Origin of the sequence: Kroppenstedtia sanguinis (genome assembly GCF_050433445.1) — a bacterium.
Lineage (GTDB): Bacteria > Bacillota > Bacilli > Thermoactinomycetales > DSM-45169 > Kroppenstedtia > Kroppenstedtia sanguinis.
In genome coordinates this window covers 1-24,988 of the sequence record NZ_JBNPXF010000001.1, presented here as the reverse complement: position 1 = coordinate 24,988, position 24,988 = coordinate 1, and the positions used below count along the sequence as shown (strand labels likewise).

The window sequence follows — 24,988 nt, the reverse complement described above, 5'->3', positions numbered from 1 at the left end:
CCGCTCCTCATCCCACAAAAAAGAGACCCGTGGGGGTCTCTTTTTTGTGGATTAAGTTACCACATCTTCCAGGTACACCTGATTCCCCGATGGTTTCTCAGGAGTGGGGCTGGTCCCATCCTGGAACAACCGAGCCAGTACATCATAACCTTGTTGATTGGGATGAACTTCATCGGCGAAGAACTCCTGGTGGTGCAAAAAAGCGGAGAAGGGATCGATCAGCTGCATGCCATTTTTTGAACAGAGTTGCTCATATTCTCTATTCATTTTTTTCACTGTGCGGCATGCCAGGGAGAAGTTCTGTTCATAAGCGGGCAAAGGCAAATAAAGGCCCAACACTTGTACCCTGGCGATGGAATTCAACTCCCGCACGGATTGAAAAATTTGCTTGATCTGTCTCCGGACTTTTTTCATCGTGGTCATTAAACCGGAAATGGAAGCTCCCGCTTCAAACCAATCGATGAAATCACAACCCCCGGTAGTGATCGTAATATGAGAAACCCGTGGAATCAGCTTGCGAATCGCCGGTGTCCCTACGAGTTCGTACAATTCATCCGATGTCAGACCTGAGATCCCCAAATTGATCAACCGACATCCCTGCGAACACTTCAATCCCTGAAAATGTTGGGCTACGAAATGGCTGTCCGGCCCGTCTGCACCCACCCCTTCGGTCAGGGAATCACCTAAAGCCAGATAGGTGATCGGTTCCATACAGTCTTTCCCCTTTCCTACAGGGTGAACTTGATCAAGTACTTCCCGATAATCAGGGCACCCCTTTCCACTCTTTGTAGGTTTCGATTGTGACATTGCTTTTATTCCGGGGAATGACGGAAAACCGGTGGGAACCTCCGGCAGAATGAGCGATCAGCGGATAATTAAATAACGGTTTGTCGGGCGGCCGATCCCCCCGTATTCGATATGGATAGTGACGATTCCGCCCTTTTCAAGATGATCCAGATAACGCCGTGCAGTCACCCTGGCAATCCCGGTGCCTTCCGCCACTTCTTCAGCAGAAACCGGGCGACTTTGCTCAAGTAAGAAGTTACGGATCCGCTCCAGAGTGACACGATTCAATCCTTTCGGTAATTCCCGCTGACGGGCGGATCCCATCTGGAATAACATTCCATCTAAATCGGATTGGGATATATTTGTTTTGTCCAGGAGTCGGCTTTGGAACTTGCGGTAATTTTCAAGTGACTTTTTTAACCGCTCAAATTTGAAGGGCTTCACGATATAATCAAACACGCCGTTTTGCAGGACATGTCGCACTGTCTCCACATCCTTCGCCGCCGTGATCGCAATCACATCGGTGATCAAGCCCTCCGCCCGGATCTTTTTTAAAGTTGCAAGCCCGTCCATATCCGGCATATAAATATCGATCATTACCAGGTCAGGATTCAATTTTTTTGCCAGTTTCAGTCCTTCCACACCATTGGGAGCGGAACTGATCACCTGATAATCCCGCACCCGTTCCACAAATTGCTTGTTCACTTCCCGAACCATGGGATCATCTTCGATCAACAGTACGGAAATCATTTTCTAATCGCCCTCTTCCTGCTTCTCAAAAGTGACCGTGATGCACGTTCCTGCTCCCGGTTCCGATTCCACCTGGATCTTCCCATGCCCTTGCTGGACGATCTGACCGACCAAATGGAGTCCGATCCCTCGGCCTTCGCTCCCCTTTGTCGAAAAGCCCTGGGTGAAAATCCGGTCCTGCAGTTCTTTTGGGATCCCGCTTCCATTATCCTCAACCACAATCTGAAGCGCTTCCTCCTTCTGACCGATACTGATATACACTTCTTTCTCACCGATGGAAACCTGTGGAAAGGATTCAAAGGCGTTCTCTACCAAGTTGCCCAGCAAAACAACAAAATTGTGGCTGTCTAGATATTCCGGGAAAGATTGCAGCCGACTGCGCCGATCGATAAACACATGAATCCCTAACTCTCTGCCCCGACTCACCTTGCTTAACAGCAGACCTGCGATACTGTCGTCTTTAATATTTTTGCTTAAAAAGCGGGTTAACTCTTCCTGTTCTTCGGTAATCTCAAACACATAATTCAGGGCTTTTTCACTGTTTCCCAACTGAATTAACCCAGCGATGGTATGCAATTTGTTCATATGTTCATGATTTTGCACCCGCAGAGCGCTTACAAATGCTTTGACACCGGTCAATTCTTCCGCCAGTTTTTTCACTTCCGTCCGATCTTGGAAAATGGCGACCACCCCCACCGTCCGATCATCCACTTTAATGGGGATCCGATTACTTAAAATGTCCAGATTCCGGACATGTAGCTCTTTATTGTATACCGGCTGATCCAATGTTAATATTTCTGGCATACGTGTATCCGGGACAACCTCGTAAATTTTCTTCCCGATCAGATCTCCGCTAACTCCCATCATTTGCTTTGCCTTGTTGTTAAAGATCAGGATCCGTTCATCATTATCGATGGCAATGACCCCTTCATGCATCGCATTAAATGTTTCCGTCTGTTTCACCAACGTATTGGCGATTTCATGAGGTTCCAAGTAGAACATTTGCCTTTTGATGTGACGTGCTAACAACCAGGAACCCCAACCGCCAAAAAACAGTGACAGACTGGCCGTCCAGAAAATCTCCGGGTAAACAGAGAAAAGAATCTCGGTGATCCCCGGCAAGCGATAACCTGCGATAACCACACCGATTTGTTGATGTTCCTGATTCATAATCGGCACAAAGGCACGGATCACCGTTCCAATCTCCCCTGTCGCCTGTGTTGTATAGGTGTGCTCAGCAAATGCAGGCCCTTCATCTGCTCCCTTGGATACGGTTCCAATGCGATCTTCCAAAGGATGTGCCAGTCGCACCCTGTCCATATTCATTACCACGATATAGTCGGCTTCGTTGATGACACGAACTTTTTCGGCAACAAAATTTACCCGTTTTTGTGCCTCTTTGTTCCCGACGACACCTTTTCTGATTTCGGGTAGCTCAGCAACAGTGCGGGCGGTGATCGCCGAGCGCTTCTTCAACTCATCTTCCTTGGTCTTGGTATAATTTCCAAGCAAAAAAATCCCACCGATGACGAGTGAAAACCCAACGATAAAAAAGATCAATGCGGTAATCTTCCAGTGAATCGGAAAAGGAAACATTCTCATAGATTCCTCTCCATGTCCGGCAGTGTGTTCTTCTTTTTTGTAGTGTATCATAGCAGTAGAATCCTCACAGAATAACGGAAAATGGTGGGAAGATGAGACTTTTTATCGGGACAAGCGTGCTGACGATTCTTTCGTTGACCCTCCTCTTTTTCAACCCTTTTTTTCAAACCAATGGGATCTATGATGATGAACAGCAAGGGCTGAATGAGCAGATCGTCATCAAATTCAGCCATGTCGTAGCTGAAAATACCCCCAAGGGCTTGGCGGCGCAAAAATTCGCCGAGCTGGCATCCCAAAAAACCAACGGCAAAGTGAAGGTGGATGTATTCCCCAATGCGGTTTTGTACAGCGATGAGGAAGAAATGGACGCCTTGATGCAAGGGGATGTCCAGATGATCGCCCCGACTTATTCAAATTTAACCGATTTTATGCCGGAATGGCAGGTGTTGGACCTCCCCTTCATTTTTCGTAACCATGACGATGTGGAGCGAGTTTTCACCGGACCCGTGGGAAATCATCTGTTAAAATTGCTGGAGGAGAAAAACATCAAGGGGATGGCTTTTTGGAGCAATGGTTTTAAGCAAATGATCAGTAACGAAAAATCGCTGGTTCACTTGGAAGATTTTCAGGGGCAAACTTTCCGGATTATGCCCAGTCCCGTGATCGAGGAACAATTTCAACTCTTCGGGGGGCATCCGATCCCTGTTCCTTTCCCCGAAGTCTATCAGGAACTTGAAACTCATCGCGTGGACGGTCTAGAAAACACCATCTCCAATATTTTCTCCAAGCGATTCTATCAAGTGCAACACTACCTGACCCTCAGTAATCATGGCTATCTCGGCTATGCGGTACTGATGAACAAACCCTTTTGGGACCAACTTCCGAGACCGATTCAACGGCAATTGAGTGAAGCGATGGAGGAGACCACAGTTTGGATACTGAAACAATCCAAACACATGAACGAACAACAATTCGAATGGTTGAAGAAACAATCGCAACTGGAAATCACAATTTTGCCAGAAAAAGAGAAGCAGAAGTGGATGGAACAGATGAAACCAGTCTATGACCGATATAGACAGCGGTTTGGCAATCAACTGCTTCAGGAGATCCATCCTCCTCAATAAAAAAATACGACGAACGCCTCCAAGTCAGGCGTTCTTTTTGTTATCTCCATAAAGATCAAAAAGAGCCAAAAGACCATTATAACCAAAATCTTTTGTTTCCCTTAAAATCGAATTATTATAGAAAGATATAAATGAGATATTTGAAAGCGTTGTCATACAGAGGAGGAATAATATGCGGATCAACTTTAAAAATCTGACCGTCCAAGTCATTATCGGGATTATCATCGGTATTCTCGTTGGATTTATCTTCCCGGAATTCGGGGCTCAATTAAAGGTACTGGCTGACGTTTTCATTAAAATGATCAAAATGCTGATCGCACCGATTATCTTTCTCACCATCGTGATCGGCATTGGCAATATGGGTGATTTGAAAAAGGTGGGTCGCATCGGCGGCAAGGCACTGATTTATTTTGAAATTGTCACCACCTTTGCTCTGGCTATCGGAATTATCGTCGTCAATCTGATCCAACCTGGGGTCGGCTTTAATACAGACGCTGCTAACAGCGGAGATGTAGCACAATATGCCAAACAGGCTGAAGAGTCTGGCGGGTTCGTCGATTTTCTGGTCGGCATCGTACCGGAAAATGTCGTGGGTGCAATGGCTGAAGGGGAACTCTTACCCATCCTATTCTTTGCCGTCTTGTTCGGAGTGGTAACCGCTTCCCTCGGAGAAAAATCACAACCGGTTATCGACCTGTTCCAGCGGATTACCGACATTTTCTTCGGCATCGTCAACATGGTCATGAAGGTCTCTCCCATCGCCGCTTTCGGAGCTATGTCCTATACGATCGGAACCTTTGGGGTCGGGTCCCTGGTCTCCCTCGGTAAATTGATGGCTGGCGTCTATATTACCATGTTTCTGTTCATCATACTGGTATTGGGCACAATCGCCAAATTTTATGGATTCAACATTTTCAAATTTATCGCCTACATCAAAGAGGAGATCCTGCTGGTACTCGGTACCTCCTCCTCAGAGTCTGCTCTCCCGAGAATGATGGAGCGAATGGAAAAATACGGTTGTTCCAAACCGGTGGTCGGCCTGGTCATCCCAACAGGGTATTCCTTCAATTTGGACGGAACCTCGATCTATCTGTCGATGGCAGCCATTTTCATCGCACAGGCTTATGGGGTGGACCTGACCATCTGGCAGGAATTAACCTTGCTCGCCATCTTGATGTTCACTTCTAAAGGGGCCGCCGGTGTGACCGGATCCGGATTTATCACTTTGGCCGCTACCTTGGCAGCTTTCCCCATGATTCCAGTGGAAGGGATTGCCCTTTTGATCGGAGTCGACCGTTTTATGTCTGAAGCCCGTGCGATCACCAACCTGATCGGAAACGGGGTTGCCACCGTTGTGATCTCCAAAATGGAAAACGAATTTCATCCGACAACGGAATCAGAGAACAGCTCGGCTCACAAAGAAGGAATTCAAAGACAAAAAGAAATCCCTGTAACAGAATAATCCAAGCAATCGGAGGGCTCCCAACTGATGGGGAGATCCTCCTTTTTTTATTACGCCCTCGCTAAGCTCAAAAAATAAAGCGGACCTAGTGTCCGCCTTATCGAGTCCGCCCGATCACGGCAGCTAATCCACCCAGCAAAATGTGAGCGAGCCCGAAACCGTAAATCCCCCATCCTCGGGTCTGCCGATCCCGGAGTTCATTGATCAACCGCTCCCGTCTGTACAGAAGGCACATCCCCAATAGCGTGACCACCAATCCCAAAGCCAAAGTGGTCAACCCTTTTTTCATGATTCCTTTCCCCCCTTTTTCTTAATGTGTCTCTTTCGGAGGAGTTTGCTCACTGGTAGTTTTACCCGTCCAAAAGTAGAGCAAAAGATCGTCACACTCGCTGCGAATCCAGCCATTCAGGTAACGCATGGTGTATCGATATCCCCGGTAAACCACGGTCACTTCCCGGCAATTCTGCCTCTGGCGAATCTCGAGGATTCGTCCTCCAGCTCGATGAATCTCCTGCTCCGCTGCCTTCCGGTCCCGGCGGATTTGTTCCAAAGTCGGAAGCAATAGACGCATCCATGCCCGACTGGTTTTCAGCGGGGATTGTTTTAACCACCGGTGGTCCCATTGCAAGGCCCGCTCCAACACATCCAGCAATACCATCTTTTTTATCAGATCGGAAAAACGGTTCATTTCCTGTTCATCCACCATGTTCGTCAACCTCAGATCCGGAACGTTCGTTCCCTTTCTCTAGAATATAAGAACGAACGTTCCGTTATCCATGGTACTTTTGGGAAATAGGGTTCACCTTCCGCCATCCCCTAAGTCCACATGGATCTCTTCTTCATCTTCCTGCTTACCGGCATACAAAATCCCTCTAATATCCCGGTATCCTTGCTCTTGCAGCTTCTGTCGCAACCAAGGCTCATCTTTTCCGATCAGTTTCAAATTTTTTTGTTGAATATGGCCGTCCACCACCAGGGCGAGAGCCATGCCGCGATAGGTTTTAGTCACTCCGAGATCTTTGGGGGTGACCGGATACATATCTTCCTGAGGCAGGACACTGATACTCCCGGTGGGCTCCAGGATCGCATACTGGACATAGCGGATATCGGGATAGCCTTCGGTACGGATCGTCGCCATCAACTCCGAGACGGACATCTCACTGCGAGCCATATTTTCCCGAATCATCCTTCCATGTTTGACCAGAATCGTCGGCTCCCCTAAGATCAAATGATTGGCCCGTTTAGAGAGGGTCATTTTGGCAAACAGGATATGGATCGTGGTCACTAAGACGATCGCCAACAATGTTTTTCCCACTTCATTTACCAGGATCGGATTGGTAGCCAGGGCGGCAATAATCACAATCGCCATCAGATCATGGGGGGTGACCTGGGCCAGTGTCGATTTCCCCATGAAACGCAAGGATATGATCGCTGTAGTGAACAGGAGTGCCACTTTTAAAATGTATAACAGCAAAAAGTCTCACCTTCCAACCAAAAAGCCTGCCTCTCTGAGATCAAGGCAGGCTTCGGGATGGGCAGCTACATCTGGGGAGAACTGGGCTCAGAAATGTTGCTCAGAGCCTGACCCGCTTCATTGACGTGAGGCTGACGGACGGCCATATCCCCAAGGGAAACCATGCCCACCAGTTGGTTGTTCTCCACCACGGGCAGACGGCGTATCTGGTTTTGGGCCATCAGGCTAGATGCTTCATCCACAGACATTTCCGGAGAACCGGTCACCACTTGATCGGTCATCACGTCCCCTACGGTCATTTGCTCGTTCTTCTGCTCTGCCAGGGCCCGTAACACTAAATCCCGATCGGTTACCATGCCGCAAATCCGACCGTTCTCCACCACCGGTATGGAACCGACGTTGTGCTCTTTCATCAGGGAAGCAGCTTGGTACACATTGTCCTGCGGGGAGACCGATGCCACGTTTTTCGACATCATCTCGCGTAACTGGGTCATGTTCTAGTTCCCTCCTTATGTGGTTATCATTTCCGTTTTCCACAATTCCATTCCCCATGATCACCTATTTTCATTAAAAAGGGTTGACACTCTGATTGTCCCGGTGTACTATTCATCTAGAACACCACTGTATTATGTACCTAATACACATAGACACATACTCTAAAGGAGGAATCAAGGTGACGGTTCGCCCGTGGTCCAGCCTGTTGAAAAAAGACTTCCGACTGGCTCTTCCCTGGTTTTTAGGGGGATTGGGACTGATCATCGCTTTTGATCTCTGGTTCGCCTGGTCATCCCATCCCGAAGTGCGATTGGCATTCAGCTCCTTGCTGGTATTTGCACATGTCATCTATTTTCCTGTTTACCTGTTTATCAGCCTGTGGGTGGAAGGAAAGCAAATGCACCGCTGGCTCCATTCCCCCCGCCCCGCCTGGCAATTGATCCTGTCCAAACTGGTGGCGGGCATCCCTTTCATCCTCCTCTCTCTGGGAGTCAGCGGGTTATATCCCACCTATCTCATGCTGGGTCCGATAGATACCTTCGGAACCAGTTCGGATTTGGATCCGACTGTTTTCTGGTGGGATGTGGTTCTGATTTTGGCACTGCTTCTTTGGGCCTCCTTCCACCTGAGTCTCCTTTTGTTGGCGGTCTGGTCCGTTTACCGGTGGCTTCGCACCTACCTGGGCAACTGGACATGGTTGCTCACCGCTGCGGGATTCTTCTCTTTTCTGTTCCTTTTCAGTCAATGGATAAATAGTCATTATTACAACCTTTTATTCCAATGGGGCCCGACACTGAATTTCAAAGGCCTGACAGAGGAACCAACATCCATTCCTTTGATCCACACCGGTGAAATCCTGTTTGACTTATTACTCGCGGCAGCCTTTATTACCCTGTCCCAGTGGATTTTGGAGAAGCGGATGGAGGTGTGATGGATGAACGCCTGGCTAGCCGTATGCAAAAAGGATTTTCGGATGGTCGCCCCCTGGTTGCTGACGGGATTGCTGATCATTCTGTCGATCGATCTCATCGCCCTCCTGACTGTGGAAAATACGGAAGCAAAAATGGCACTGATCGTGGCCCCGATGTTTGTTCACATCCTGTACTTTCCCGTCTTTCTGAGCAGCAGTCTGGAACGGGAAAGCAAACAGATGCACCTGTGGCTCCATTCCCCCCGTCCCGCCTGGCAATTGCTGTTGTCCAAGATTGTGAATGCCTGCATCGCCACTGCTCTCTCGCTGGGGTTCAGCCTGGTGGTTCCCGTCGGGCTCATCTGGACGTATCCCACCCGGATGCAAGAAATCACAATGGCGGACATGGACTCCCTGGTGGATGCAGCGGTTTCCATCTTTATCGCCTCGCTGAGCCTGGGCTTTCTGTTCCTGTTACTCTGGACGATTCAGCAGAGTTTGAAGGGATGGATCGGGAAATGGAGTGGAGTCATCTACGTGGCGATCCTGTTCAACAACCCCCTCATGGGATTGAAGACCCACGTCAGCTCCGATGGGGCCTATGTGGAATTCAAGGTGAGCGAGCTGGGTCCCTGGGCAGACGGAGTCCTGTCATTCACCCTGATGTTTCTCTTCTTCCTGCTGTCCGCCTGGTTGCTGGACAAAAAAACGGAGGTGTGATGGATGAAAGATGACTTTAAAACATCCAGTCCGATTTACCTCCAATTGGCTGACCGGATCCAACGACGTATCCTGCGCCGGGAGTTGACCCCCGGTGAAAAACTCCCCTCTGTGCGGGAGATGGCCCTGGAGTCCAACGTGAACCCCAACACGGTGCAACGAACCTACAGCGAATTGGAGAGGATGGGAATCGTGGAAACGCGGAGAGGTCAAGGAACCTTTATCACCGAAGACGACTCCCGCCTGGAACAAGTGCGGGAAGATCTGCGCCGCCAACAGATTGAAGTCTTTGTGCAGGGGATGGGGGAGTTGGGGTTTTCCCCCCAGGAGATCCTCACCGGCCTGGAAAAATACCTGAGTGAGAGGGAGAGTGGATCATGATCCGGTTTGAAAATGTAAGCAAACGATACCTTACCAAAACCGCTCTGATGGATGTGAATCTGGAACTGCCGGAGAAGCAAATTGTCGGAGTGGTTGGGGAAAACGGCAGTGGAAAATCGACGATGCTGAAGCTGATCGCCGGCCTCGTCCGCCCCAGCAAGGGACAGGTGTGGGTCGACGAGGAACCCGCCCGACGCCGGATCGCTCACAAGGTGGCCTACCTGTCGGAGCTGGAAACTTACTATCCCTTCTTCACCGTCCAAGAAACCGTCGACTATTATGCCTCTCAATTTGACGACTTTGACCAGGAACGGGCGCGAGAGATGATGGATTTCATGCGATTGGACCCCGCTGCGAAGGTGAAAAACCTGTCCAAGGGAAATCGGGGTCGGGTGAAACTGGTGGTCACCCTCTCCCGCAACGCCCCCTATATCTTGATGGACGAACCTCTCTCCGGGCTGGACCCCATCGTCCGGGATTCGATCATCAAGGGACTGATCTCCTTTATCGACCTGACCAAACAGACCGTGATCATCACCACCCATGAGGTGAATGAGGTGGAACCCCTGCTGGATCAGGTGGTGGCGGTACGGGATGGGGAAATCATCAAGTTTGCCGATGTGGAAGAACTGCGTTCCAATGAAGGAATCAGCCTGGCGGAATGGATGACCCGGGTGTATGCCGGGCACGCCTGCAAATAAAGAGGAGGATGGGACATGGAGAACAAGCAGCCGATATTGGAGATTCGGCATCTGACCAAAGTGATCGGTAAAAAAAAGATTGTGGACGACCTCACCCTCCAGGTCAACCCTGGGGAAGTTTTCGGCTTCTTAGGCCCCAATGGCGCCGGAAAAACGACCACCATCCGCATGATTGTCGGACTGATCGACATCACCAAGGGAAAGGTCCTCATCAACGGCATCAACCTGAAGGAGAACTTTGAAAAGACCCTCTCCCACGTGGGGGGGATCGTGGAAAATCCGGAGATGTACAAATTCCTGACCGGTTACCAAAACCTCATCCATTATTGGCGGATGACCCGGGGCATACCCAAGACCCGGATCGACGAAGTGGTGCGGCAAGTGGGCCTGGAGAATCGTATCCATCATAAGGTGAAGACCTATTCCCTGGGGATGCGCCAACGGTTGGGACTGGCCCAGGCCCTCCTGCATTCCCCTTCCCTGCTGATCCTGGACGAACCCACCAATGGGCTGGATCCCGCCGGAATCCGGGAATTCCGGGAACATTTGCGCCGATTGGCCCGAGAGGAACAGATCGCGGTGTTAGTTTCCAGCCATATCCTGTCCGAGATGGAGCAGATGTGTGACCGGATCGCCGTCATCCAACACGGCAAGCTGATCGACGTGAAACAAGTCCAGGAGTTTGTCAATGGAGCTCGAGATCAACAGAGGGTCCTGTTCACCGTCGACCCCATCCCCCAAGCTAAGAAGTGCCTTGAACCGGTTTTGAACGGCCAGTCCCTGGAAGTCACCCCGGAGGGAATCCAGCTGACGACCACCTGGGATGAGATCCCTGTTCTCAACGCCCGACTGGTGAAGGCGGGAATCCAGGTTTTCTCCATCCGGCCCGCCACCCGGACCTTGGAGGATGAATTCCTCGAATTGACAGGAGGTACGCAAATTGTTTAACTTAGTCCGCCTGGTGCAAAACGAAAACATGAAGATTTTCCGCCGGATCGGCACCTGGGTCATGATCGGCCTGCTGTTGTTGGCGACAGGAGTCCTGGGGATCATGATCAAACAGAATCTTTTTGGGGACGATGACCTGGGCCCCAACTGGAAGCAAAAGCTGGAGAAACAAGTGAAACAGGATCAAAAATTATTGAAGAGTGAAGACATCCCTCCCAGTGCCAAGGAACATTATGAAAAGAACATCCAAATCAACCAACACCGGATCGATCATGAGATCGTCCCCGAAGGACAGACCCTGTGGGGCTATATGTACAAAACAGCGGATGTCACAAGTCTGATCACTCTGTTCACCATTATCGTCGGGGCAACCAGTGTGGCTGGGGAGTTTTCCTGGGGGACAATCAAGCTACTTTTGATCCGATCTGCCAGCCGCTCCAAGATCCTGCTGTCCAAATACCTGTCCACTCTGCTGTTCGCCCTGGCCTTGTTAGCCATCCTCTTCCTGTTCAGTCTGGTGTTTGGTGCCATTCTATTCGGTTTCGGCGGATGGGATACTCCTCATCTGACCTATGACAATGGCCAGGTGATCGAGCATAATCAGATCCTTCATGTCCTCAGTCTGTATGGTCTGGAATGTGTCAACCTGCTGATGATGGTCACCTTCGCCTTTATGATCTCTACGGTCTTCCGCAGCAGCTCCCTCGCGATCGGACTGGCGATCTTCCTGATGTTTGCAGGTACCAATGCCGTCGGAATTCTCTCCTTTCAGGGTTATGAGTGGGTGAAGTACATCTTGTTCGCCAACACGGATTTAAGCCAGTACTTAGAAGGGGAGCCCTTGATCAAAGGTATGACCCTCCCCTTCTCGGTTACCGTTCTCGCCGTCTACTTTTTCATCTTCAACGCCATCTCCTGGATCGTATTTAAAAAGCGGGATGTGGCCGCATGAAGGAAAACCTCGGTTAAAGCATGGACCTCCTTCCCGAAAAGATACGTAAACTGTCACTCCTCCCATATTGCAGAACCCGACAAGACATACTATGATGAGGAAGGAACAAGATCTTTTTTCGGAGACTGGTACAGGGAGGATCAACGAATGGTATTGGAAGAGGCGGGACTGAAGGGCATCACCAAAACCTTCGGTGAAGTGGAAAAAACGATGAACGAGGCGGGATTTGTCCGCGGCGGCGCCTGGGATTATACCAAAACCAGTTTTGATTTAAGGCTTTTCACTGCAGAGGAGGAGTACTATCTGCGGATCCGGGCTCATGTGATGGAAGGGCGACTGGAAAAACCCCAAACTGTGATCCAACTGGAAAACCCGGTCTTTTATCGTCACATTTTCCCCCACGGACTGGAAGAGGACGACATCCCCGAGGAATTGCAAGGACAAATAGACCAGGCGCTGACCTATATAAAAGAACACTTGGCCTGAAGTGAAAAAGGAGTCGGCGATCGCCGACTCCTCTTCCATATTCCCTTAACGGACGCCCCGCTCTTCCGTGACGGGGGCCTCCTCCCGAAAGTCTACCCCTTCCACCTTGACATTGATCTGCACCACAGACAGTCCGGTCATGTTTTCGACGGCTTCCTTCACATTTTCCTGCAAATCGCGAGCCACTTCATGGATTTTCACCCCGTACTCCACGATCACCCGCAGATCGATCGCCGTCTCCACCTGCCCCACTTCCACAGAGACTCCCCGGGTGACGTTTTTGCCACTGGCCCGCTTGGCCCAACCCTCCGTAATACCCCCGGACATACCGGTCACTCCTTTGGTCTTGGTGGCGGCCAACCCGGCGATAATAGCAACCACATCATCGGCGATGCGAATCGAACCTTCCGAAGCTTTTTCGTTCATATCGCTACCCCCCTATTGGTGTCCAATCCTCACAAAGCCTTCACCATGCCTCCATCCACCATCAGTGATGTCCCAGTAACGTATGTGTTGGCTTGAGATAGAAGAAAGACTGCGGTGCGAGCGAACTCCGCTGGCTCCCCATAGCGACCGAGGGGAATTTCCCGGAGAGATTCCTTTTGGATAACTGCCTCCGGTCTCCTCTCTCTTTCTGCTTTCTGCCGATCCAGTTCCTTCAGTCGATCTGTGGCGATTCGACCCGGACACAAAGTGTTGACCAAGATGCCCCGGGGCCCTAGTTCCTCCGATAAAGTTTTCATCAGCCCCGCCACTCCCGCCCGCATCGTATTGGAGAGGATGAGGCCGGGGATCGGCTGTTTGACAGAGGAAGAGGCGATGGTGAGAATCCTGCCCCCGCTCTTCATATGGGGGAGAGTGGCCCGAACCAAGCGAACCACGCTCAATAGGTTAGTTTCAAAAGCTTTTTGCCAAGCATCATCATTTAGTGTATCCAAGATCCCCCCTGGTGGCCCTCCGGCATTGCAAACCAGTAGATCCACTCCGTGGAAATGCTCGGCGGCCCGATCGACCCACTCCCGCACTTCCTCTCCCTGGGAAACATCACACCGCCAGCCGACCACTTCCGAACCGGTTGCAGCAGCGATTTCTGCAGCGGACCCTTCAGCGTTTTCCCGATTCCGGCTCGCCAAAGCCACTCGTGCTCCCTCCCGAGCTAACTCCAGGGCCACCGCCCGCCCCAGCCCCCGGCTTCCGGCAGTGACAAGAGCCACTTGCCCCCTGATTCCCAGATCCATGGTTGCTGGCTCCCTTCTCTACCTGTTACCCTTTTCTTAGAATACAGTCCAATATCCTTCTGGACAATTCTGTGTTATTATACCACGGAATTTCAGGTCCCCCCAACCGCTTTCATCCCACGCGGTAACCGGCGATGCGAATGACGGTACGTACTTGAGGGTGATCCTGATTCACCCGGTATCCATAGTAGATGTTTCCATCTACATGCACTTCATGAGGGACTAAATAATCCCCGTGCAGAAGCTTGGAAAAAAGCTCGGCAGCCTCTTCCTCCGACAGATTCAGTTTCCGGACTAGGTCTTTTTTGATCCAGGAACTCCCGTAACTTTTCCCCTTATTGTTCACATCTTTGTACCACTCATAGATTTGAATCAACGCTCCATGAAGATGCCGATCCATATGGGATAGATTCTGGAATTGGTTAATATTCAAAAATTCAAACAGATTATAGAATTCGTCACAGAAGGCTTCCATATGAGCGTCTCGGGAGAGACTTTCATCCTGAAGACAGAAAAGTTCCACCCGCTTTCCTCTCGACCACAACCGATCCATCAAGGGAATCATATCCTGATCCGCACTCACGATCACAAAGGTCTCCACTTCCGACACGGTATGAAGCACATCCATTGCATCCAGGCATAACTGGATATCCGCAGCATTCTTCCGTTCCTCTTCCCCTCGTCCGTTCCCGTGCACCTGATGAGTATGGACATGTTTTTTTAAAAGCTGGTTCATAGAGATATCGGGACCTAACTGTTCAAAATCGCCGTACACCTCCATCATCCGGATTTTATGACGACCGTAATGATCCTGAAGACGCAAAAATAAGTTATGTTGCGGATCCGGATGGTCCGGATTCATATGATATTTTTTCAATCCATAATAAACGTTTTCTAAATCAATCCAGATGGCGATCGATTTATCTTTTATCATGTATAATCCTCCCGGAACTCAGTTGTTTAAATGTAATCAACTATTATTCTACATCAAAAGGAGAGACCTTTGGCAACTGTCCTCCCACCTTGCAAGATGATTTTACAGGAAAAACTCGGGTCTTTTCCTTTTCCTCTAAACAAAAGCCCCAAACCGGTCACCGAAAAACCATGGCAACGAGCTTGGGGATTTTCCCTACATTGTTCATTCGAGTGTCCTTTCAGGCAACTTGGATTTTGTTTTTCACTACCCTTTTGGGCTGACTCGCTTCACAACCCCCTGCACTTCAAGACACACCTTCATCACGCGGCATCGCGCCCGTATAAACCGACTGGGGACGGATAATTCGATTGTGGGCCACCTGTTCCAGGATATGGGCACACCAGCCGGCGGTCCGGCTCAGGGTGAAGGTGGGGGTGTACAGTTCCTTGGAAAGACCGACGGCGCGGAGGACAGCGGCAGCATAAAACTCCACATTGGTGTAAAGACGACGCCCCGGCTTGTACTCCTCCAGCAAGCGCAGGGCGATCTCTTCCACTTCTACAGCCAGATGAAACCAGGGTTCCTCGCCTGACAGCTCCTCTGACACTTTTCGGAGAGCCTCGACCCGGGGATCTCGGGTCTTGTACATCCGATGGCCAAATCCCATCAGACGTTCTCCCGCTTCCAACCGCCTCCGGATCCAGGACTCCGCTTTTTCCACGGACTCTACCGCCTCCAGCATGCCTTCTACTTCCGAGGGGGCCCCGCCGTGAAGGGGCCCCTTCAAAGCCCCGATGGCCGCCGTCAAGCAGGATAGCAGATCGGAACCTGTGGAAGCGACCACTCTGCTGGCAAAGGTAGAAGCATTCATCCCATGCTCCACGGCCAAAATCAGATAGGCTTCCAAGGCCCGGATCTGAGCAAGAGAAGCCTCCTTTCCCTGAAGCAGATACAGGTAATGAGCCGTGTGGGACAGGTCCCTCCGAATTTTCGGTATTGGGCTCCCGCAGAGCAAATGATAGCGGTAAGCGATCAGCGTCGGAATTTTAGCCAGCACCGATACCGCCTGCGCTGGGGTCGGAGGAGTTTCCTCGGCAATCCCCAAGGAGGAGACCATCGTTCTCAGTACACTCATCAAGTCCATCTCCCGAGGTAACCGCTCCAACCTCTCTAACACCGGAATCGATAACTCTCGCTGAGAGGCGAGGAGTTCCCGAAAACTTCTCTCTTCCGCTTTCCCAGGAAGATGTCCGTACCATAGGAGATACACCACCGCTTCAAAAGTCTCGGAGACCGCCAATTTCTTCGCCCAATACCCCCGGTAAATCAGCTGTCCCTTCTCTCCGTCCACCAAGGACAATTCTGTCTGTGTGACTGCGACTCCTTCCAATCCGGGTATCACTTTCATCTTGCTCTCCCCTTTCTCTTATCTGTAAATTTATCGTACTTGACCTCTATCGAAAAATCTAATTTATTATTATAATGGGGTTGATAATAATATTTTATCTACAGGAGAGGATCCCTTTGAATCTATCCCAAATCCTCACCTTTCTTGAAGTGGCCAAACAGAACAGTTTCCGTAAAGCCGCCCAGAAACTAACCTTGACCCAGCCCGCCGTTAGCGCCCAGATCCGCTCCCTAGAAGAAGAGCTGGGTGCTCCGTTGTTCCTGCGACAACGAGTTCGCCTCACCTCCGGCGGCAAAGCTTTTCTGCCCTACGCCCGTCAGGTAGCCGCCCTGTTGGAAGAAGGCAAACAGGCCGTTCAGGATACGGAAGAGCTGCTGCAGGGGAAATTAACCATCGGCGCCACCTCGGGAGCGGCCATTACCATCCTCCCCCGCCTCCTCATTTACTTTCGGGACAACCGCCCCCAAGTTCGGGTGACTGTCCACACTTTACCTGGCGATCAGGTGGTGCAGGGGGTGTTGGAAGGACGATTTGATGCCGGAATCAATTATCTGGATCAATCCCTGGATCACCTGAAAAACCAAGTCCTCTTTTATGACACTCTCACCCTGATCGCACCCCTGGATCACCCGGTCGCCCAGGAGCCTTACTTTCAGCTGGAAAAATTGAAAAAAACCCCTCTAATCTCCCTCATCCCGGAAGCGACGGAACGAAAATTGATGGATCAGATCTTATGGGAAAAGGGAATTCGGATCGAATCCTCCATCGAACTCACCAGTCTGGAAGAAGTGAAGCGGATGGTCCGGGAGGGTTTGGGGCTCGCCCTGATCCCCCGCCTCTGTCTCGACCCAGTGACAGATAGCCAACTCCGGCAACTTCGAGTTCCGGGCCTGAATCACCAGCTCCCTGTCGTTCTCCTGTACCCGAAGGAACGATACCACTCCTCCGCCCTCTGCCGATTGTTGAATGACATCCGAGGCATCTACACTCCAGAAGAGGAATAGTCAGGACCCACCCAGCCCCCACCAGGGGCTGACCTTGATTTTGGAAGCCGTTGCGTCCCATTTTTGGCCTTGCGCAATCTTTTCGGTATAATGTGAATAGATTTTTAACAGGCGTGTTGATTAGACATCAAATGAGTTGTGAAAGTGGATATAACACTCGCCAGTTCACCTGCTACCAAGCGAGAATAGGGCTTGGAGGGACAGGGATGATGGAAAGACTACATCTCTCGAAGAGCGCATAGGAGCTTCGCCCCCCCCACCATCCCGATCCTGAGCAAAATATGGTTAATCCCAGGGCTGTTGATTAACCAGTAAATGGGTAAAAAAGACCCTTTCGCTCTTCCCATTGCCCCATCGTAAAATATGGCTTGAGGGGACGGGGATGGCGGGACGGCTACGATCTCTTGCAAAGAACGCATAGCGAGACCCGGGAGCGGAAAGCGACCCTGGCGAGACTTGTGCCCTATGGGTGCAAAGTCTCTTCACCGTCCAAACCATCCCGACCTGATTTCCTACCTAAAATAGGGCTAATCAACACGCCTGATCACAATTAACTTTTGATTGGAGTAAAATCACATCCACGCAAAAAAAACAGCACTTTTCACCACCTTCTCTCTATCACCAAGGAGTGGATCCGGGAAAAAGGATGCACTCAGACCACTTTGAAGGGAATCATGGATCGCTCCGGGCTTTCCAAGAGAGCCGTCTACCACTATGTTCAGAGGCAAAGACGAATTGTTCGGTCACATTCTCAATTCTCTCGATCCGGAGAAAACCGTCGCCCCCTTGATCGCCTTTTCTTACGGCACCCGAATCTGGGATACCATCGCCCCTATTTCCTCCGGATCTTCCAACAGGATCTGTATCCATTGATATTAGAGGCCTTACAACAGGCTGAGGTTGAGGGAGTTTAAATATGTTGTCTTCTTTATTTCTGGTTCTTCATGTGATCGCCGGATTTGTCGCCCTGATTCTCTTCTGGGTTCCCATGTTTACCCGCAAGGGAGGGAAGGCACACCGCAAAGTGGGATGGATCTATGTAGTGGCGATGACCATCGTCGCCATATCTGCCTTTTATCTGGGTATGTGGCGGATCTTTTTCGATCCTGACACCCACCCGGATTCCATATCCTTCTACTGGTTTCTGCTTTTCATCTCGATCCTTAGTTTCGCCACCTCCTGGTATGGGGAATCCGAGTACTCCGTTTCAAAGGGAGAAAAAAGACTCATCGCCATCCTGTCGATGTAGGGATTCCTTTGTTGTTGACCCTGTCGGGAGTGGGAATCTCCCTATATGGGAACACCCTGGACTCCCCCTTACTGACATGGTTCCCCTTGATCGGGATTCTCCTGGGAATCTCCCAACTTTATTACTGGCTTCGACCTCCCGCAGAACGGATCCATTGGAAGATCCAACATCTGACTGGCCTGATCTCCTGCGGAATCGGAACCATCACCGCTTTTGTCGTCTTTGGCGCCCCCCGTCCTTCAAATCGAGGAAGTCCCACTGATCATCTGGTTTCTGCCCACCATTCTGCTCACCCCGGTAATCATCGGCTTTAACGTATACTACAGACATAAGGTGAACAGCCAAAAAAGAAAAAGTCTGACCTCGTAAGCAACATGAATATCCTCCTCGCTCCCGGAAATACTGGGAGCAGAAAGGCAGGGGATCTTCATGGACTACACTTGTGATCACTGTGAGCACCCAACTTCAAGTATTCACCCTATCACCCTGTACAAGAGCGAAGGGGAACAGGATGAGCTTCTGTGTGACGAATGTTATGCAGAGTGGCTGGAAACGACCAAAGGTTGAAAAACGGATCGCCGCTCAAACCAAAGAGAGGACCCGTTCCAGGGCCTCTCTTTGGTTTGGTAAGGATTGTTCATGAACAAAAACAAAAAAAGACCCCGTTTCTGGAGTCTTGGTTGATATATCAGTGGACGCCGATCAGCCCTGCTGTTGATTCGGGGAGGGAAGTACCGTCGAATAGAGGTGGGCCAATTTCTGTTCCAATTCACTGATGATACTCCTGCCCTGCTCCCGCGTGATCAAACCCGCCCGCACCGCAAAGTCGATTTCGCGGGAAAGTCCGAACATTTGAGTGTCCAGCACTTCTTCATACAAAGGACACTTGGGCGCGGTCAGATTATCCAACTGAACCGCAATCAGATGTTCAATTTTTTTCGCATCTTCCCTAAGCAATTGTTCGGCGCGCTGGGTCAGATCGGTTTGAGTCGGTGTCATCACGGTATACCCCCCCATTCAACCGTTCGGTTCCCAAACGGTTCCACATGCGCTCAAAATTAGTGTATCATGACACCGACTGATTTGCAATTTCCTCAAAAAATACTGAGATTCAACTCCTTGGATAATCCCTTCAACAGACGTACTCCACCAATACTGTTCCCTTTTTTATCCAAAGCTGGTCCATAAACTCCGATCCCCATCCGCTCCGGAACAGAGGCTAAAATCCCACCGGAGACACCGCTTTTGGCCGGAATCCCGGCAAGAATGGCAAATTCACCCGAGGCATTATACATCCCACAGGTGACCATAAAAGTTTTTACCAACCGAGCCAGATCCCGGGGAATCACCTGCTCTCCTGCGTCGTTTTGACCGAGACGAGCCAAACATAAGCCCATCTGGGCTAGATCATCACAGTGGATCGCGATGGAACACTGCTGGAAATAGAGTTCCAAGGTGGCCTCCACATCTTCGATCATACCAAATTCCTTGAGGAAATACGCCATCGACCGATTGCGAAATCCAGTGGCCCTCTCCGAATAATAGACGGCGTAATCCAACTCAATCTTCGGGTTTTCTGCCATCTGGCGGACTAAAGTGAGAATCCGGCCCAATCGTTCTTCCACCGTCGATCCCTTGATCAATGAACTGACCACCAATGCACCGGCATTGATCATCGGATTGAGGGGTTTTCCCGGTGGCTGCCCCAGCTTATAAATGGAGTTGAAGGGGTCTCCCGTCGGTTCCATCCCCACCCGTTCAAACACCACTTCTTCTCCCTGGTCCATCAATGCCAGGATCAAGGTGATCACTTTGGAGATGCTCTGCATGGTGAACCGCTCGGGACAATCCCCGGCGGAATAGACCTCTCCGTCACAAGTTCGCACCGAGATTCCCAAAGAAGTGGGATCCTGCTCCGACAATTGCGGAATATAATCGGCTAACTTTCCTTCTCCGATCGAAGGTTTATATCGACCCACCAGCTCTTCCAAAAAAGCCTTCATATTTTTCCCACCTTTCCTCCACACTCTTTATTTTGTACTATTGCTGACTCCTGTATAATGAAGGGGTTGCTGATCATCCAAACAGGAGCGTTTACTATGAATGAAATCATCCAGATTCAAGGAAAAGTAAAGTATCCAATCCACATCGACCCTTCCCTGTGGATTTTTGACGACCGTCGATTTGAGATGTCTGAGCGATTCCCAGAGGTGGACGGTCTCGGCATGGAGTTCGGGGATTTCCTGAAAAACGCCGAACCGACGGAAGATGCCACCAAGTTGGTGATTTACCAGCGGGGAGGCGGGCGGGTCATTCTGCCTCTGGAACATGGGTATACCTGTATACTTCAGTTCGCCCGGGCCGGCAAACCCATCCACCCCGACGGCCCGGCCCTCCTCTTTCTAGCCGACGGCAGCAACCGGAACCGTCCCGTCGATTCGATTGAGAAGATGGAAGTGGTATAGTTTCCCCAGAATGAAAGAACCCGGCTCACCGATAATGCTCGGAGAGCCGGGTTCACTTTCTCTGTAACCAGGAATCCGGCAGGCAACCCAGGTGGTTACCAGGGCCACATTTTCCCTCACGGTAACGGGATGATGGCGAAGGTAGCGGTGGCATGAGCGATCCGCTTTCCTCCCTCGTTCTCCACCTTGCAGTCAGCAAATGCCAGACTCTTTCCGAGGCGAATCAAACGGGCCTCGGAGATCAGCTCTTGTCCGACCCCCGCCTCCAGATAGTTCACCTTTATCTCTACGGTTACGGCGGCCTTCCCTTCCGGAAGGCTTTTGTTAATTAAAGAACCCATGGTGGAATCGACTAGGGTGGCGGTGATTCCGCCGTGAACAATTCCACCCCGATTCATCATATAGGGAGTGATCGGGATACGAAACCGGTAGGTCCCTTCTTCAGTAAATTCTCCGGACAGACCGAGAAATCCGGCAGGATAGTCACTTCCTCGCTCTCGTTTTTGTCTGACGGCTTGAACCGCCAGTCGCAAGAGCTCCTGCTCCTCCTGCGTTCCCGATTCTGTGATCTCTTTTACAGCTTGGAACAATTCCGACATGAGGGCCTCCTGTATATACTTCCCTCGGTGAAAATCATGAAATCTGGCTAGAGGGACGTGGTTTGAATGTAACGGGTCAGCAACCGGTAAGTGTTCTCCAATGCCTCCCGATGGGTACGCTCAAATGCATGGGAAGCATCCACTCCCGGACCGATCAATCCGTGGATCAGATCGTGTCCCGCGCGCATAGCCGCACTGGCGTCCGAGCCATAGTGGGGGTAGATATCCACCTGATGATAAACTCCTTCCTCCTCTGCCAGTTCCGTCAGTTTTTTCCGCAGACCATAATGATAGGGCCCGCTAGAATCCTTGGCGCAGATGGAGACGCAGAACTCATCGGTGGCCTGCCCTTCTCCGATCGCTCCCATATCGACGGCTAAGTATTCCCGCACCCGGTTCGGGATATTGGAGTTGCCTCCGAAGCCCACCTCTTCATTGGTGCTGAAATAAAAGTGAGTGGTGTGAGGTAGTTGCAATCCTTGTTCCACCACCTGGAGGATCAACTCCAGCAGAATGGCGGCGCTGGCTTTGTCATCCATGTGCCGGCCTTTGATGAAGCCGCTGTCTGTCACTTCCACTCGCGGATCGAAGGAGACAAAATCCCCGACTTCAATGCCCAGCTCCCGGACCTCCTCCGCATGATGTACCTTGGCATCCAGGCGAACCTCCATATTTTCCTGTTTCCGCTCCTGCTTCCTGGCATCCTCATAGACGTGAACAGAGGTGTGAGTCGCCAGGAGCGTTCCGGTCACCTTTCCTTTGCAGCGAGTCTGCACTGTACAATAATTTCCTTCTACCGTGTTCCAATTGAACCCGCCGATATTAGTGAGTTGGAGCCGCCCGTTCGATTTGATCTCCTTCACCATCGCACCCAGGGTGTCCACATGAGCAGTCAGATAGCGGTGAATCTGATGATCCTCTCCCTTGAGTGTGACCAACAGCCCTCCCTTAGCCGGTTGGCTCCATGAGATCCGCCCTTCATAAGGAGAGAGTTTCCCTCTCAGATAACGGATCGCCTCCTCAGCATCTCCTGTGGGACTGGGGATGCGGACCAGATGGACCAGATGGTCGACGATGGCATCAACATGGGATGGTTTCATGAATTAAGCTCCTTTCGGTGTCAGGTATCCCCTCAAGTATACCAATAGAAAGCCATCGCAACAAAAGAAGGAAGCCCTGACGGCTTCCTTCGTTCAAATGTCCGCTTGATGAAAATAATCAGGAGTGTTCCTCCAAGGAAGATGCCAATTGTCGCAAACAGTCTTCACAGACATTTCTGTTGCGGTATTGCAGGACGTTTTCCACTTGTCCACAAAAGATGCAGGAGGGGCTGTACTTCTTCAGAATCACTGTGGATCCGTCGACATAGATTTCTAGAGGGTCTCTAACATCGATATCCATCGTCCGCCTCAACTCCACCGGTAACACAATCCGACCCAATTCGTCCACCTTTCGTACAATCCCAGTCGCCTTCACCAAATTCACCTCCGTGTGGTATGTATGGGGGTTCTCCCTCTAGATTCCATGCTTTAACCTTAAATCCCTTCTTTTACCGGAGGATGGTCCACTTTCTTTTGTCAGGATCAGTGGGAGGATCTCGAACGGCGTCGAATCAGTGACCTTCACCGCAAACAGCCCCAGACGGTCAGTTATTTACGAGACCTTCCGGTGCGGATCAGGCGGGTCAGCCCCATCACCGTCACTGAAGTCAAAGTGACCAGGATCGCGATCCAGACGGCGAATCCGATCACTTCCAGCCAGTACATGCCTGGGGACACAGGAACCCACTGTATCTCATCCCCCTGCTCGACGGCCACTCGATCTGGAACCGCGTTCAGCCCAAACACCCACCCTGCCAGCAGTCCGGTTCCGGCCAGCGTCAACAGACGTTTTCCCCACTTCCGCAAAAGAAGACCTCCTCTCTCCGGACAAGTTGTTCCCTTGAAGCCTATGCAGGGAGAAGAGTAAAAAGAATCCGTCTCCCCTGATCCTGTGCCGGTCTGCCTGTAATGATCCCTGTTGTCGTCAGGAAGTCAGCGGTTGGGGCATATCACATCATCCTCTGAAGGAAGTCCCCACAATCTAGGGCTGTTGATGAACCAATGAAGTGGATGATGGGAACGAAACGACCCTTTCGCTCTTCCCCTTGAGGGGACAGGGATGGTGGGGCGGCTCCGATCTCTTGCAAAGAGCGCATAGCGAGACCCGGGAACGGAGTGACCTTGGCGAGACTTGTGCCCTATGGGTGCAAAGGCGAACCAAATCCCCACTATCCTAGTCCATCTGTGATTTTCCACACAATGTTTGCTGAAGGGAGACTAGTTTATCCTGGATCTCTCTCTCAAGCTAGGAAAATTTGTTCCAGTGATACTTTTTCGGTAGACACGCCATAGATGAGTAGCTGATTTTCAACAGCGACCTGAACGATCTGGGGAATGGACTCCATACTGGGAATCTGAAGTTCAATTTCACGATCTTTGTAATGAAAAGAGTGGATCCATTCCCTTTCCAGGAGAATCTCTCGGACTCGCTGGATGGATTCAGAGTCCCCTTGGATCTGGATGGATAAACGGATATCTTTTGAGAAGGACTCTTGCAGTTCGTGGATGGACCCGATTTTTGTCAGCTGTCCCTCTTCCAAGATCGCTATTCGAGTACAAAGCTTCTCTACTTCATCTAAGTTATGTGAGGTCATAAAAATGGTGGTACCCTGATCGGCCTGAGAACGAATCAATCCACGGATGGCTAGGGTTGATTCCATATCCAGCGCCGCAGTAGGCTCATCCAAAAACAGCAATTCCGGATCTCCCAACAGCGCCTGCGCGATACCTAATTTTTTCTTCATCCCCAGAGAAAATTGGCCCACCTTTTTATGGGCAGAATCCGCAAGTCCTACTCGCTCAAGCATAGCGTATAAATATTTTTTGTCGGCAGAGATCCCCTTAATCTTCGAAAAATAGACCAAGTGTTGCAGAAGAGTCAAATCATTAAAATAATTAGAGTTATCCGGAAGCACCCCGATTCTCTTTTTTATATGATTGATTTGATGGTAGGGGGTACCCAGAATTGAAATCTCTCCAGATGAAGGTCGGGAGATCCCGGTTAGAATATTGACCGTTGTGCTCTTCCCTGCTCCGTTTTTCCCTAAAAATCCAAAGACCTCGCCTTTTTCCACATGAAAACTGATGCCTTTCACGACATCATCTTGGTATTATCCCCATACGGTAGACAGTGAAAAAAGTCCATCTGGTAAGATGGACAAAAGCACTGAACTGCCGGAGGGGATTTTCTTATGGCGAAAAAAGGGCAAACATTCAA

General features: G+C 50.6%; 31 protein-coding genes. 13 read left to right on the top strand and 18 right to left on the bottom strand.

The genetic code is table 11. The features are described from left to right. Positions 1 to 51: 51 nt before the first annotated feature. The 3 genes from JOD24_RS00155 to JOD24_RS00145 all read right to left on the bottom strand — a co-directional run bounded on the left by JOD24_RS00155 (position 52) and on the right by JOD24_RS00145 (position 3,132). Positions 52 to 711 (bottom strand): SGNH/GDSL hydrolase family protein, encoded by a 660-nt coding sequence (locus tag JOD24_RS00155; protein ID WP_380161967.1) that lies wholly within the window; start codon positions 709 to 711, stop codon positions 52 to 54. 153 nt (positions 712 to 864) lie between these two features. After that, positions 865 to 1,536: a response regulator gene (locus JOD24_RS00150; protein ID WP_380161965.1), complete on the bottom strand. Its 672-nt coding sequence runs from the start codon at positions 1,534 to 1,536 to the stop codon at positions 865 to 867. 3 nt (positions 1,537 to 1,539) lie between these two features. Continuing rightward, the gene (locus tag JOD24_RS00145; protein ID WP_380162618.1) at positions 1,540 to 3,132 is read right to left on the bottom strand and encodes an ATP-binding protein; all 1,593 of its coding nucleotides are present in this window, start codon (positions 3,130 to 3,132) and stop codon (positions 1,540 to 1,542) included. A 98-nt stretch (positions 3,133 to 3,230) separates the two neighbouring features. Here JOD24_RS00145 and JOD24_RS00140 point away from each other — a divergent pair, with 98 nt between their 5' ends. After that, positions 3,231 to 4,262: a TRAP transporter substrate-binding protein gene (locus tag JOD24_RS00140; RefSeq protein ID WP_380161963.1), complete on the top strand. Its 1,032-nt coding sequence runs from the start codon at positions 3,231 to 3,233 to the stop codon at positions 4,260 to 4,262. Positions 4,263 to 4,434: 172 nt separating this feature from the next. Continuing rightward, a complete protein-coding gene (locus tag JOD24_RS00135; protein ID WP_380167183.1) occupies positions 4,435 to 5,724 on the top strand; it encodes a dicarboxylate/amino acid:cation symporter in 1,290 nt (429 codons plus the stop codon). 97 nt (positions 5,725 to 5,821) lie between these two features. Here JOD24_RS00135 and JOD24_RS00130 read toward each other — a convergent pair whose 3' ends face one another. From JOD24_RS00130 to JOD24_RS00115, 4 genes are all read right to left on the bottom strand, one after another. Further along, complete coding sequence (locus JOD24_RS00130) at positions 5,822 to 6,013, bottom strand: YceB family lipoprotein (RefSeq protein ID WP_429246079.1); 192 nt, start codon at positions 6,011 to 6,013, stop codon at positions 5,822 to 5,824. A gap of 21 nt (positions 6,014 to 6,034) precedes the next feature. Beyond that, positions 6,035 to 6,430, bottom strand: a complete 396-nt coding sequence (locus tag JOD24_RS00125; RefSeq protein ID WP_429246078.1) for a YhjD family protein — start codon at positions 6,428 to 6,430, stop codon at positions 6,035 to 6,037. A 93-nt stretch (positions 6,431 to 6,523) separates the two neighbouring features. Continuing rightward, on the bottom strand, positions 6,524 to 7,198 hold the full coding sequence (locus JOD24_RS00120) for a DUF421 domain-containing protein (RefSeq protein ID WP_429246077.1): 675 nt from the start codon (positions 7,196 to 7,198) through the stop codon (positions 6,524 to 6,526). 65 nt (positions 7,199 to 7,263) lie between these two features. After that, entirely contained in the window at positions 7,264 to 7,692 is a 429-nt protein-coding gene (locus JOD24_RS00115) for a CBS domain-containing protein (RefSeq protein WP_380167175.1), read from the bottom strand. Positions 7,693 to 7,871: 179 nt separating this feature from the next. Between JOD24_RS00115 and JOD24_RS00110 the strand changes: the two genes are divergently transcribed. The 7 genes from JOD24_RS00110 (at position 7,872) to JOD24_RS00080 (ending at position 12,791) form a co-directional block, all read left to right on the top strand. Continuing rightward, positions 7,872 to 8,624: a hypothetical protein gene (locus JOD24_RS00110; RefSeq protein WP_429246076.1), complete on the top strand. Its 753-nt coding sequence runs from the start codon at positions 7,872 to 7,874 to the stop codon at positions 8,622 to 8,624. 3 nt (positions 8,625 to 8,627) lie between these two features. Then, positions 8,628 to 9,323, top strand: a complete 696-nt coding sequence (locus JOD24_RS00105; protein ID WP_429246075.1) for a hypothetical protein — start codon at positions 8,628 to 8,630, stop codon at positions 9,321 to 9,323. A gap of 3 nt (positions 9,324 to 9,326) precedes the next feature. Continuing rightward, positions 9,327 to 9,704 (top strand): GntR family transcriptional regulator, encoded by a 378-nt coding sequence (locus tag JOD24_RS00100; protein ID WP_429246074.1) that lies wholly within the window; start codon positions 9,327 to 9,329, stop codon positions 9,702 to 9,704. Further along, the gene (locus JOD24_RS00095; RefSeq protein WP_380167167.1) at positions 9,701 to 10,405 is read left to right on the top strand and encodes an ABC transporter ATP-binding protein; all 705 of its coding nucleotides are present in this window, start codon (positions 9,701 to 9,703) and stop codon (positions 10,403 to 10,405) included. Before JOD24_RS00100 ends, JOD24_RS00095 begins: the two co-directional genes overlap by 4 nt. Before the next feature lie 15 nt (positions 10,406 to 10,420). After that, entirely contained in the window at positions 10,421 to 11,353 is a 933-nt protein-coding gene (locus tag JOD24_RS00090) for an ABC transporter ATP-binding protein (protein ID WP_429246073.1), read from the top strand. Next, positions 11,346 to 12,305 carry an ABC transporter permease gene (locus tag JOD24_RS00085; protein ID WP_429246072.1) on the top strand — a complete coding sequence of 320 codons (960 nt, stop codon included), beginning with the start codon at positions 11,346 to 11,348 and terminating at the stop codon, positions 12,303 to 12,305. Before JOD24_RS00090 ends, JOD24_RS00085 begins: the two co-directional genes overlap by 8 nt. A gap of 147 nt (positions 12,306 to 12,452) precedes the next feature. Beyond that, a complete protein-coding gene (locus tag JOD24_RS00080) occupies positions 12,453 to 12,791 on the top strand; it encodes a YugN family protein (RefSeq protein WP_429246071.1) in 339 nt (112 codons plus the stop codon). A 45-nt stretch (positions 12,792 to 12,836) separates the two neighbouring features. Here the strand turns inward: JOD24_RS00080 and JOD24_RS00075 are convergent, their stop codons facing one another. From JOD24_RS00075 to JOD24_RS00060, 4 genes are all read right to left on the bottom strand, one after another. Beyond that, entirely contained in the window at positions 12,837 to 13,217 is a 381-nt protein-coding gene (locus JOD24_RS00075) for an Asp23/Gls24 family envelope stress response protein (RefSeq protein ID WP_380167159.1), read from the bottom strand. A gap of 29 nt (positions 13,218 to 13,246) precedes the next feature. Next, a complete protein-coding gene (locus tag JOD24_RS00070; protein ID WP_429246070.1) occupies positions 13,247 to 14,029 on the bottom strand; it encodes an SDR family oxidoreductase in 783 nt (260 codons plus the stop codon). A gap of 112 nt (positions 14,030 to 14,141) precedes the next feature. Then, entirely contained in the window at positions 14,142 to 14,963 is an 822-nt protein-coding gene (locus JOD24_RS00065) for an NYN domain-containing protein (RefSeq protein ID WP_380167155.1), read from the bottom strand. A gap of 286 nt (positions 14,964 to 15,249) precedes the next feature. Beyond that, a complete protein-coding gene (locus JOD24_RS00060; RefSeq protein ID WP_429246069.1) occupies positions 15,250 to 16,353 on the bottom strand; it encodes a citrate/2-methylcitrate synthase in 1,104 nt (367 codons plus the stop codon). A gap of 116 nt (positions 16,354 to 16,469) precedes the next feature. On the opposite strand from JOD24_RS00060, the gene JOD24_RS00055 reads away from it, so the two are divergent. The 3 genes from JOD24_RS00055 to JOD24_RS00045 all read left to right on the top strand — a co-directional run bounded on the left by JOD24_RS00055 (position 16,470) and on the right by JOD24_RS00045 (position 18,920). Then, on the top strand, positions 16,470 to 17,357 hold the full coding sequence (locus tag JOD24_RS00055; RefSeq protein WP_429246068.1) for a LysR family transcriptional regulator: 888 nt from the start codon (positions 16,470 to 16,472) through the stop codon (positions 17,355 to 17,357). Between the two features lie 919 nt (positions 17,358 to 18,276). Next, positions 18,277 to 18,606, top strand: coding sequence for a DUF2306 domain-containing protein (locus JOD24_RS00050; protein WP_429246067.1), 330 nt, complete (start codon positions 18,277 to 18,279; stop codon positions 18,604 to 18,606). A gap of 11 nt (positions 18,607 to 18,617) precedes the next feature. Next, positions 18,618 to 18,920: a hypothetical protein gene (locus JOD24_RS00045; protein WP_429246066.1), complete on the top strand. Its 303-nt coding sequence runs from the start codon at positions 18,618 to 18,620 to the stop codon at positions 18,918 to 18,920. A 388-nt stretch (positions 18,921 to 19,308) separates the two neighbouring features. Here the strand turns inward: JOD24_RS00045 and JOD24_RS00040 are convergent, their stop codons facing one another. Further along, on the bottom strand, positions 19,309 to 19,605 hold the full coding sequence (locus JOD24_RS00040; RefSeq protein WP_380167148.1) for an Fpa/YlaN family protein: 297 nt from the start codon (positions 19,603 to 19,605) through the stop codon (positions 19,309 to 19,311). 95 nt (positions 19,606 to 19,700) lie between these two features. Beyond that, positions 19,701 to 20,609, bottom strand: a complete 909-nt coding sequence (gene glsA, locus JOD24_RS00035) for a glutaminase A (RefSeq protein WP_429246065.1) — start codon at positions 20,607 to 20,609, stop codon at positions 19,701 to 19,703. A gap of 96 nt (positions 20,610 to 20,705) precedes the next feature. On the opposite strand from glsA, the gene JOD24_RS00030 reads away from it, so the two are divergent. Next, positions 20,706 to 21,071, top strand: coding sequence for a hypothetical protein (locus tag JOD24_RS00030; protein ID WP_380167144.1), 366 nt, complete (start codon positions 20,706 to 20,708; stop codon positions 21,069 to 21,071). A 116-nt stretch (positions 21,072 to 21,187) separates the two neighbouring features. Here JOD24_RS00030 and JOD24_RS00025 read toward each other — a convergent pair whose 3' ends face one another. The 5 genes from JOD24_RS00025 to JOD24_RS00005 form a co-directional block, all read right to left on the bottom strand. Then, positions 21,188 to 21,670 carry a PaaI family thioesterase gene (locus tag JOD24_RS00025; RefSeq protein ID WP_380167142.1) on the bottom strand — a complete coding sequence of 161 codons (483 nt, stop codon included), beginning with the start codon at positions 21,668 to 21,670 and terminating at the stop codon, positions 21,188 to 21,190. A gap of 47 nt (positions 21,671 to 21,717) precedes the next feature. After that, entirely contained in the window at positions 21,718 to 22,770 is a 1,053-nt protein-coding gene (locus tag JOD24_RS00020; RefSeq protein WP_429246064.1) for a M42 family metallopeptidase, read from the bottom strand. A gap of 118 nt (positions 22,771 to 22,888) precedes the next feature. Then, positions 22,889 to 23,149, bottom strand: coding sequence for an AbrB/MazE/SpoVT family DNA-binding domain-containing protein (locus tag JOD24_RS00015; protein ID WP_380167138.1), 261 nt, complete (start codon positions 23,147 to 23,149; stop codon positions 22,889 to 22,891). A 170-nt stretch (positions 23,150 to 23,319) separates the two neighbouring features. Continuing rightward, positions 23,320 to 23,577, bottom strand: coding sequence for a hypothetical protein (locus tag JOD24_RS00010; RefSeq protein WP_429246063.1), 258 nt, complete (start codon positions 23,575 to 23,577; stop codon positions 23,320 to 23,322). A 434-nt stretch (positions 23,578 to 24,011) separates the two neighbouring features. Then, complete coding sequence (locus tag JOD24_RS00005) at positions 24,012 to 24,866, bottom strand: ABC transporter ATP-binding protein (RefSeq protein ID WP_429246062.1); 855 nt, start codon at positions 24,864 to 24,866, stop codon at positions 24,012 to 24,014. Between the last annotated feature and the right edge of the window lie 122 nt (positions 24,867 to 24,988).

Excerpts from the sequence above, each read along its gene's own strand:
- JOD24_RS00155 (WP_380161967.1), bottom strand. The coding sequence starts at position 711 with ATGGAACCGATCACCTATCTGGCTTTAGGTGATTCCCTGACCGAAGGG.
- JOD24_RS00150 (WP_380161965.1), bottom strand. The coding sequence starts at position 1,536 with ATGATTTCCGTACTGTTGATCGAAGATGATCCCATGGTTCGGGAAGTG.
- JOD24_RS00145 (WP_380162618.1), bottom strand. The coding sequence starts at position 3,132 with ATGTTTCCTTTTCCGATTCACTGGAAGATTACCGCATTGATCTTTTTT.
- JOD24_RS00140 (WP_380161963.1), top strand. The coding sequence starts at position 3,231 with ATGAGACTTTTTATCGGGACAAGCGTGCTGACGATTCTTTCGTTGACC.
- JOD24_RS00135 (WP_380167183.1), top strand. The coding sequence starts at position 4,435 with ATGCGGATCAACTTTAAAAATCTGACCGTCCAAGTCATTATCGGGATT.
- JOD24_RS00130 (WP_429246079.1), bottom strand. The coding sequence starts at position 6,013 with ATGAAAAAAGGGTTGACCACTTTGGCTTTGGGATTGGTGGTCACGCTA.
- JOD24_RS00125 (WP_429246078.1), bottom strand. The coding sequence starts at position 6,430 with ATGGTGGATGAACAGGAAATGAACCGTTTTTCCGATCTGATAAAAAAG.
- JOD24_RS00115 (WP_380167175.1), bottom strand. The coding sequence starts at position 7,692 with ATGACCCAGTTACGCGAGATGATGTCGAAAAACGTGGCATCGGTCTCC.
- JOD24_RS00105 (WP_429246075.1), top strand. The coding sequence starts at position 8,628 with ATGAACGCCTGGCTAGCCGTATGCAAAAAGGATTTTCGGATGGTCGCC.
- JOD24_RS00100 (WP_429246074.1), top strand. The coding sequence starts at position 9,327 with ATGAAAGATGACTTTAAAACATCCAGTCCGATTTACCTCCAATTGGCT.
- JOD24_RS00095 (WP_380167167.1), top strand. The coding sequence starts at position 9,701 with ATGATCCGGTTTGAAAATGTAAGCAAACGATACCTTACCAAAACCGCT.
- JOD24_RS00090 (WP_429246073.1), top strand. The coding sequence starts at position 10,421 with ATGGAGAACAAGCAGCCGATATTGGAGATTCGGCATCTGACCAAAGTG.
- JOD24_RS00080 (WP_429246071.1), top strand. The coding sequence starts at position 12,453 with ATGGTATTGGAAGAGGCGGGACTGAAGGGCATCACCAAAACCTTCGGT.
- JOD24_RS00075 (WP_380167159.1), bottom strand. The coding sequence starts at position 13,217 with ATGAACGAAAAAGCTTCGGAAGGTTCGATTCGCATCGCCGATGATGTG.
- JOD24_RS00070 (WP_429246070.1), bottom strand. The coding sequence starts at position 14,029 with ATGGATCTGGGAATCAGGGGGCAAGTGGCTCTTGTCACTGCCGGAAGC.
- JOD24_RS00065 (WP_380167155.1), bottom strand. The coding sequence starts at position 14,963 with ATGATAAAAGATAAATCGATCGCCATCTGGATTGATTTAGAAAACGTT.
- JOD24_RS00060 (WP_429246069.1), bottom strand. The coding sequence starts at position 16,353 with ATGAAAGTGATACCCGGATTGGAAGGAGTCGCAGTCACACAGACAGAA.
- JOD24_RS00040 (WP_380167148.1), bottom strand. The coding sequence starts at position 19,605 with ATGACACCGACTCAAACCGATCTGACCCAGCGCGCCGAACAATTGCTT.
- glsA (WP_429246065.1), bottom strand. The coding sequence starts at position 20,609 with ATGAAGGCTTTTTTGGAAGAGCTGGTGGGTCGATATAAACCTTCGATC.
- JOD24_RS00030 (WP_380167144.1), top strand. The coding sequence starts at position 20,706 with ATGAATGAAATCATCCAGATTCAAGGAAAAGTAAAGTATCCAATCCAC.
- JOD24_RS00025 (WP_380167142.1), bottom strand. The coding sequence starts at position 21,670 with ATGTCGGAATTGTTCCAAGCTGTAAAAGAGATCACAGAATCGGGAACG.
- JOD24_RS00020 (WP_429246064.1), bottom strand. The coding sequence starts at position 22,770 with ATGAAACCATCCCATGTTGATGCCATCGTCGACCATCTGGTCCATCTG.